This is a genomic window from Rahnella perminowiae (assembly GCF_019049755.1).
Classification (GTDB): Bacteria; Pseudomonadota; Gammaproteobacteria; order Enterobacterales; family Enterobacteriaceae; genus Rahnella; species Rahnella perminowiae.
The window spans coordinates 1-7,143 of record NZ_JAFMOS010000388.1; the positions used below are offsets into that span (position 1 = coordinate 1).

The 7,143-nt window shown below is 52.9% G+C and carries 6 protein-coding genes; 1 reads left to right on the plus strand and 5 read right to left on the minus strand.

Annotated features, from left to right (window positions below; genetic code table 11):
• The first annotated feature begins 72 nt into the window (after positions 1 to 72).
• Entirely contained in the window at positions 73 to 984 is a 912-nt protein-coding gene (locus J1785_RS05090) for a MurR/RpiR family transcriptional regulator (protein ID WP_129953591.1), read from the plus strand.
• A 72-nt stretch (positions 985 to 1,056) separates the two neighbouring features.
• Here J1785_RS05090 and J1785_RS05095 read toward each other — a convergent pair whose 3' ends face one another.
• The 5 genes from J1785_RS05095 to J1785_RS05115 all read right to left on the minus strand — a co-directional run bounded on the left by J1785_RS05095 (position 1,057) and on the right by J1785_RS05115 (position 6,952).
• Positions 1,057 to 1,314, minus strand: a complete 258-nt coding sequence (locus J1785_RS05095; RefSeq protein WP_129953592.1) for a hypothetical protein — start codon at positions 1,312 to 1,314, stop codon at positions 1,057 to 1,059.
• 263 nt (positions 1,315 to 1,577) lie between these two features.
• Positions 1,578 to 2,882 (minus strand): PQQ-dependent sugar dehydrogenase, encoded by a 1,305-nt coding sequence (locus J1785_RS05100; RefSeq protein WP_217218950.1) that lies wholly within the window; start codon positions 2,880 to 2,882, stop codon positions 1,578 to 1,580.
• A gap of 12 nt (positions 2,883 to 2,894) precedes the next feature.
• Positions 2,895 to 3,320 carry a DUF2231 domain-containing protein gene (locus J1785_RS05105; protein ID WP_217218951.1) on the minus strand — a complete coding sequence of 142 codons (426 nt, stop codon included), beginning with the start codon at positions 3,318 to 3,320 and terminating at the stop codon, positions 2,895 to 2,897.
• Positions 3,321 to 3,531: 211 nt separating this feature from the next.
• Positions 3,532 to 4,437: an SDR family oxidoreductase gene (locus tag J1785_RS05110; protein WP_129953595.1), complete on the minus strand. Its 906-nt coding sequence runs from the start codon at positions 4,435 to 4,437 to the stop codon at positions 3,532 to 3,534.
• 106 nt (positions 4,438 to 4,543) lie between these two features.
• Positions 4,544 to 6,952, minus strand: a complete 2,409-nt coding sequence (locus J1785_RS05115; RefSeq protein ID WP_129953596.1) for a membrane-bound PQQ-dependent dehydrogenase, glucose/quinate/shikimate family — start codon at positions 6,950 to 6,952, stop codon at positions 4,544 to 4,546.
• Positions 6,953 to 7,143: the final 191 nt, after the last annotated feature.

Genomic DNA, 7,143 nt, shown 5'->3' on the forward strand with positions numbered 1-7,143 from the left:
CATAAAAACACTACATTGTGAATATGATAAAACCGGGTAAAGGGTAAAAACGACAAGGATCGGTAAAAACAAATGGCGGCGACTCCGGTAAAAAAACGTATTGATGTCTTCGGTGAACGTTACCGTGCACGTATCTCCTCACTTTCCCCCGGCTTACAAACCGTTGCGTCTTATATATACAACCATCGTGAATCGGTGCTGGAAGCAACAGCAATGGATATTGCAACCGCGACAGAGGTTTCAGATGCCACTGTAGTCCGCGCCGTTCAGGCGCTCGGTTTTGCGGGTTTACGCGATATGAAGAAAACGCTGGAAGCCTGGTTTGGCACAGCGGTTAATTCAGAAGAGAAAATGATTACCACGGTCAGTGAGCTGGCCAGTGATATCAATTCGGGCATCGACTTCGTTCTTGACGGGCATAAGCGTGCCTGTGACACGCTGGCGCAGCCAGCTAACCGTCAGGCTATTTCTGAGGCTATCGCCTTGCTGATTAATGCACGTCAGGTGGCGGTGTTTGGTCTTAACGCTTCCGGTATTTTAGCGGACTACAGCGCCAGGCTCTTTACCCGAATCGGCATTCCCGCAGTGTCACTTAACCGCTCAGGCATTGCGCTGGCGGAACAACTGATCAATCTGCAGCGGGGTGATGTCCTGATTATGATGGCGCAGAAGAGTGCTCATCGCGAAGGCAGAACGGCAATACAGGAAGCAAAGCGTCTGAGTATCCCCCTCATTTTACTGACCAACGCCAGTGATTCTTTTTTTGCGAAACAGGCTGACATTGTCATCACTATTCCGCGCGGGGGTGAGAATGGCAGAATGCCACTCCATGGTACGGTACTGGTGTGTCTGGAAATGCTGATTTTATCCGTTGCCTCGGCCACCGCATCGCGAACCATGAAAACCATGAAACGCATCCAGGATCTCAATCAGTCTCTGAAGTCAGCCAATAAAATAAGAAAATTGCAGGACGGGGGGACATAAACAATCAGCATGAAGAAGCGGGAGATGAATAACACGGCCCCCCCGCTTACTGTCGCTGTCCGTGCGGCGTTTCTAGAGAAGTATCTGCCGGTTAAGCGGTTTGAACCGGCAGATATCGTAATCATACAATTTACCGGGTTCAGTAGGAAAGGTGTCATAGGAACCGCTGATATACATGCCTTCCCTGAAAATAACGACCTCATCTACAGGCACCGGATGCTGACATGCGGCGCAAACCAGAGAATGTACGGTTTCTGCCAGGGGCGTATTCACTGCGGCGACGAAACGATCTGATCCGCATTGCTCGCAAACAATATTAATATCCGGCATGTGATGCGCTCTGCACAAAAGGAAAGTGAATCCTTCAAATATAGCATAATTAGAATAATCTTATTGCTAATTCTGAACTCACTCTCTATCAAAATATTGCCGGCAAAAAAAAGCCCGCAGGCAAACAGCGGGCAATCACACAGACAGGAATAATAAAAAGCAGTGGTTATCTGTAGCGAGGTACAGATGCATTAATCATAGCCAGCTTTATCTTCTTCGCGAGCCTGCAGCCCTTGCCTTTTAAAAATAGGAATACTCCGCATTTACTCCGCCTTGCTGACACGCCAGATGCTGTTACCTGCATCGTCGGCGATCAGCACTCCGCCCTGTTTATCCATTGCCAGTCCGACCGGTAAACCGCGAACATGTTTCTGATCATCGGTGAGGAATCCGGTCACCACCGGCTGTGGCAGCCCGACGGGTTTACCATTTTCAAATTTTACCCACATCACCTGATAACCGTTCAGCGGTTTGCGGTTCCAGCTGCCGTGTTCACTCACAAACGCGCCACCGCGATATTGCGGCATATTGTCGCCGGTATAGAACAGCAACCCGAGCGGGGCAACATGTGAACTGATGGCATAATCCGGTTTGATGGCTTTTTCGACCAGATCCGGACGCGGTGGTTTGACGCGCTCATCCACATGTTGTCCGTAGTAGCTGTAAGGCCAGCCATAGAAACCGTGCTCTTGCACAGAGGTCATGTAATCGGGCACCAGGTCGGAGCCGATTTCGTCGCGTTCATTAACCACTGCCCACAGCTTGTCGCTTTGTGGCTCCCATTGCAGACCGGTCGGATTGCGCAATCCGCTGGCGTAAATACGGCTGGCACCGGTTGCGGCATCCACTTCCAGAATGGCCGCGCGCCGGTCTTCTGCACCGATACCGTTTTCAGTGATATTGCTGTTGGAACCGACCCCGACGTACAATTTGCTGCCGTCCGGACTCGCCAGCAGGGATTTAGTCCAGTGATGGTTGATAGGCCAGCCTGGCAATGCTGTCACCACCTCACCCGGTGCGGTGATCTGCGTTTCACCTTGCTGATAAGGGTATTTAATCAGGCTGTCCGCGCTGGCGACCCATAACGTATTACCGGTCAGCTGAATACCGAACGGTGAATTTACACGGGCAATAAACGGATGTTTCTCCCATTTACCGCCGGTATAGCGCAGCAACGTAATACGGTTACCGCCTTCGCCGCCTTTACCGGAGGATTTCTGCACCATCCCCATAATTAACTCTTTCGGCCTGAAGATGAGTTTTTTCGCCGGACCATTAGATTCCGCAACCAGCACATCGTTATTCGGCAACACATACACCTGACGCGGGTGCTTAAGCCCTTCCGCGATTTTTTCGATCTTTAGCCCGTCTGCCACTTTCGGCATTTCACCGGTTTTCCACGGTATGCCTTGTGGCACTTTCATGGGTGGCAGCAGGAAGTTTTGCGCTTTCGGCAGTTCAGGATCCGCACCGGTTTGTTTCTTCGGGTCGATTTGTGAACTGTCATCACAACTGCTCAGTAATGCGACGAGCGTCAGTGCGAGTAACGCGCGTTGGTGATTTTTCATGGTTTTATCTCCTTATACTGTGCGTGCACGTAACGCGAGCTGGACATTTCCCACCAGCAGCAACACCACCACCAGCGAAGAAAGCGTGACCCCCATTGGTACAACCGCATAAGCATCACGGCTGTGAATAAAGGCATTGAAAATAGCCAGCACCACGGCCACCAGATTCAGCCAGAAATGGGTTTTTAACGGCGAACCGGCAGGCGTATTGCGCCCTGCCCATACCTGCACCACGTTGATCAGCCGGGGAATAATGGCAATGATCAGCCCGAGCACAATCAGCCAGCTGGCAGCGTCAGTCCACATCGTGATGAAAGTCTTCATATAGAGGATGTCGAAGATCCAGGCTGCGACAAAGAAACCAAGAGGAATGGGATTTAACAATTCGTACAGCGCCGTTGCGACACCCCGGCGCGCTGAAATCGGCTGCGTTTGCATGTTCTTCTCCTTAACTTATCCATAGCTGACCGCGTTAAAAGCGCGGCCCCCCTCAGGCGTACCTGTAAAAGATTAGTAAAGATGAAGAGTTATGACGAATTCATTAGCAGCGTAATGATGTATGACGGGGCAATACCAGCAGCACTGGCAGATGTTTGCCTGAATGAAAAAAGCCCGTCATATGACGGGCTTTGGCGTTTCCGACCGGTAATCAGACCGTGCCGGTACCGCCATCAGAACACCAGACCTGCCCTGAGGCATAACTGTTTTCATTTGAGGCCAGCGTCACGTACAACGGGGCGATTTCCGCAGGCTGCCCCGGACGTTTCAGCGGTGCCTGTTGACCAAAGGATTCGATTTTTTCCTGAGGCTGTCCGCCGGAAATTTGTAACGGCGTCCAGTACGGCCCCGGCGCAACACCGTTCACCCGAATTCCGTCATTCGCCAGCTGTTTGGCCAGCGCTTTGGTGAAAGCCATGATCGAGGCTTTGGTGGAGGAGTAATCGAGCAAATTATCACTCGGTGAAAACGCCTGAACCGAAGTCGTGTTAATGATCGCACCGCCGCGCGGTATGAATTCCAGCGCCGCTTTAGTTATCCAGAACATGGCGTACACGTTAGTTTTGAACGTGGCGTCAAATGCCTCGGTGGTCAGATCCTTAATCGAATCACAGAACTGCTGACGACCGGCATTATTGACGAGCAGATCCAGCCCGCCGAGCTTTTCTTGCGCTTCCTTCACCAGTTGCTGACAGAATTTTTCATCGCGGATATCCCCCGGAATGGCGACCACTTTCCGCCCTTCTGCCCACAGCAGATCGACCACCTCTTTGGCATCGGCCTCTTCGTCGGGCAGGTAATTGATGGCGACCTGCGCACCTTCGCGGGCGAACGCGATCGCCACCGCACGGCCAATTCCGGAATCACCGCCGGTGATTAGCGCCTTACGCCCCTCCAGCCGGGCACTGCCTTTGTAAGTTTTTTCGCCGTGATCGGGGACAGGATTCATTTTGCTGGCCAGCCCGGGGAAGGGTTGTTTCTGATGCTCAAACGGGGGGGTCGGATACGCATCAACATGAGGTTCATTGAGGGATGTCGGGATTGTTTTATTGTTCATAAACACTCCTTATTTTAGAAATGAAGGAACCTTAAAAATAGACCATCCTGGACAGCCTGTGGGCATCATCAGACTGTTCTGAATATCCCGCATTCCGGAGTCAAAACTATCTTGCAGGTAATGCATACGCCACCAGCGCATCACCGGACGTCGTCCCCAGCCCGCCGTGTCCGCCGGCGGCAATCACCACAAACTGTCGTCCATCATCGCCGGTATATGTCATCGGCGTCGCCTGCCCCCCCGCCGGAAGTCGCGCACGCCAGAGTTCGTTACCCGTCGTTTCGTCGAATGCGCGGAAATAATTGTCTGCCGTGGCTCCGGTGAAAATCAGCCCGCTTTGAGTAATAACATTACCGCCCATCATGAAAATGCCTGTTGGCAATGGCACATTAGTATGTGTGCCGAAAATGTTCATGTCTCTGGTGGTTCCCGCCGGCCTTTCCCAGGCAATTTTTCGGGTGGTCAGATCAACCGCAACCAGTTTTCCCCACGGTGGCGCATTACACGGTGCCTGCAGAAAGCCCAGCCACGGTTTGACGATGGCCGCCCACGGCGTGCCATATTGCGGGCCAACGGAGAACTCTTTGGGTTTGGGATAAGGCTGATTACTGTTCCATCCGGCCCATTTGTGCATCAGCCCTTCCTTGATCGCATCGGCTGATTTTTTCACTTCCATTGTGAACGGGATGTAACTGGTGTTGGCAATCAGCACATGGCGGATCGGATCTACCGAAGCACCGTACCAGTCCATGACACCGTCGAAGGCCGGATAAGCAATGGATTTACCCTCCGCTGGCGGGGTGAACTGTCCCTGATAGCGCGCACTTTTGAACTGGATCCGGCAATACAACTGATCAATGGGTGTTGCGCCCCACGCGTCAGTTTCTTTCAAATCTGGCGGAGAAAGATTGGGCATGCCAGCAGAATCCGGCTGCGTTGGCGAAAGATGTTCGCCCGGCAAAGAGGGAGAGGTGTGCACCGGTTTTTCGTTTACCTGCGCCAGCGGTTTTCCGGTACGCCGGTCGAGCAGGAACAGCTGTCCCATTTTGGTGGTCTGCACCAGCGCCGGCACCGTCGTCCCGTCCGGCGAGGGCAAGTCCACCAGCGTCGGTCCGATCGGTACATCAAAGTCCCAGACATCGTGATGCACCGTCTGGAAATGCCAGCGTTCCTCACCGGTCTGAATATCCAGCGCGACAACAGAACTCGAATATTTTTCGTCAAACGGACGGCGTCCGGCACCGTAATAATCCGGCGTCGCATTGCCGAGCGGAATATAAACCAGACCCAGTTTCGGATCGCCGGTATAGGTTCCCCAGCCGTTGGGCGTACCACGGGTATAAACCTCACCCGGTTTGAGCGGTGCATTCTGCGGATCCCGGCCCATATCCCATGCCCATGCAAGCTGGCCGGTATTTGCATCGTAAGCCCGGACGACGCCGGAAGGTTCACCGGTAGACTGGTTGTCATAAATCCAGCCGCCCAGCACAATGTGTCCGTCCATCACCATCGGCTGCGAAGTAATGAAATGGAAGCCCGGTGGCACATCGCCCATATGGTCAGTCAGGCTGACAAAACCGTTATCGCCAAAGGAGGAACACGGCTGACCGGTTTGCGCATTCAGTGCTACCATCCGCGCGGCACTGGTGGTCGCGATGATTTTTTCCGGACATATTTTATCATCGGCTGACTGGCTGTATGCCACGCCACGACACGCCAGGTACTCATTGGCTGAGGTGTCAGTTTTAGGATCGAATTTCCATCGCTGAGTGCCCGTCGTGGCGTTGAGTGCAATCACTTCGCGGTGCGGCGTACAGATAAACAGCGTATTCCCGACTTTGATGGGGGTCACTTCGAAATTAAATTCGCGTCCGGCTTTATCCTCACCCTTCCTCATCACATCACCGGTGTGAAACTCCCAGGCAGGTTTAAGCTGGCTGACATTAGCGGGGGTAATTTGCGTCAGCGGTGAATAACGCTGCCCGGCTTCTGTCCGGCCATAAAAGCGCCAGTCGTTACTTTCCGGTGAGGTGGTCTGTGCTGCCCCTGTCTGTGCGGGAACGGGCTGATAATGCACAAAACGTGACCCGGTCACCTGCCAGCCAGTATAAAAAATGCCCGCAATCGCCACCACGTACACCAGCCCGGCCAGTGTACCGGCGTGGTGATTGCCCCGCGTTGCCATCACCTGACGGGTGATCAAGGGCAGGCTGCACCAGATGCCTAACAATGCCATCACAAACAAACGCGGCATCAGTTGCCAGCCATCCAGGCCGACTTCCCATACCGACCAGATGCAACAAACCAGAAATGTCAGCAAATAGAGCCAGATCCCGCTGCCATGACGGCGCGCGATAAAAATGCCGCTGATCAGATAGCCGGTGCCAAAAACCACATACCAGGGTGAGCCGCCGATAGCCGCCAGCCAGACGCCCAGCAGCAGATACGCCAGCCCGATGACACCCACCACAAGCCCGGTCATGAACGACCAGGTAATAATCCGTTCATTGCGCATAGTGATTTCTTTTGCAGGAAAAGGTTATTAAAGGATATCTGGCATTAAACTGAAGTGGCGGAACCGGGGAAGGATAAATCAGCAAGAGGCCGCTAATACTTTTATTTTCAAGAGGAAAGCGACAGAGATAATGTGTCTCAAAAGTTTACAGAGATGAAAATAATTCAGTACAAAATCAGCGGGTTTAGTAA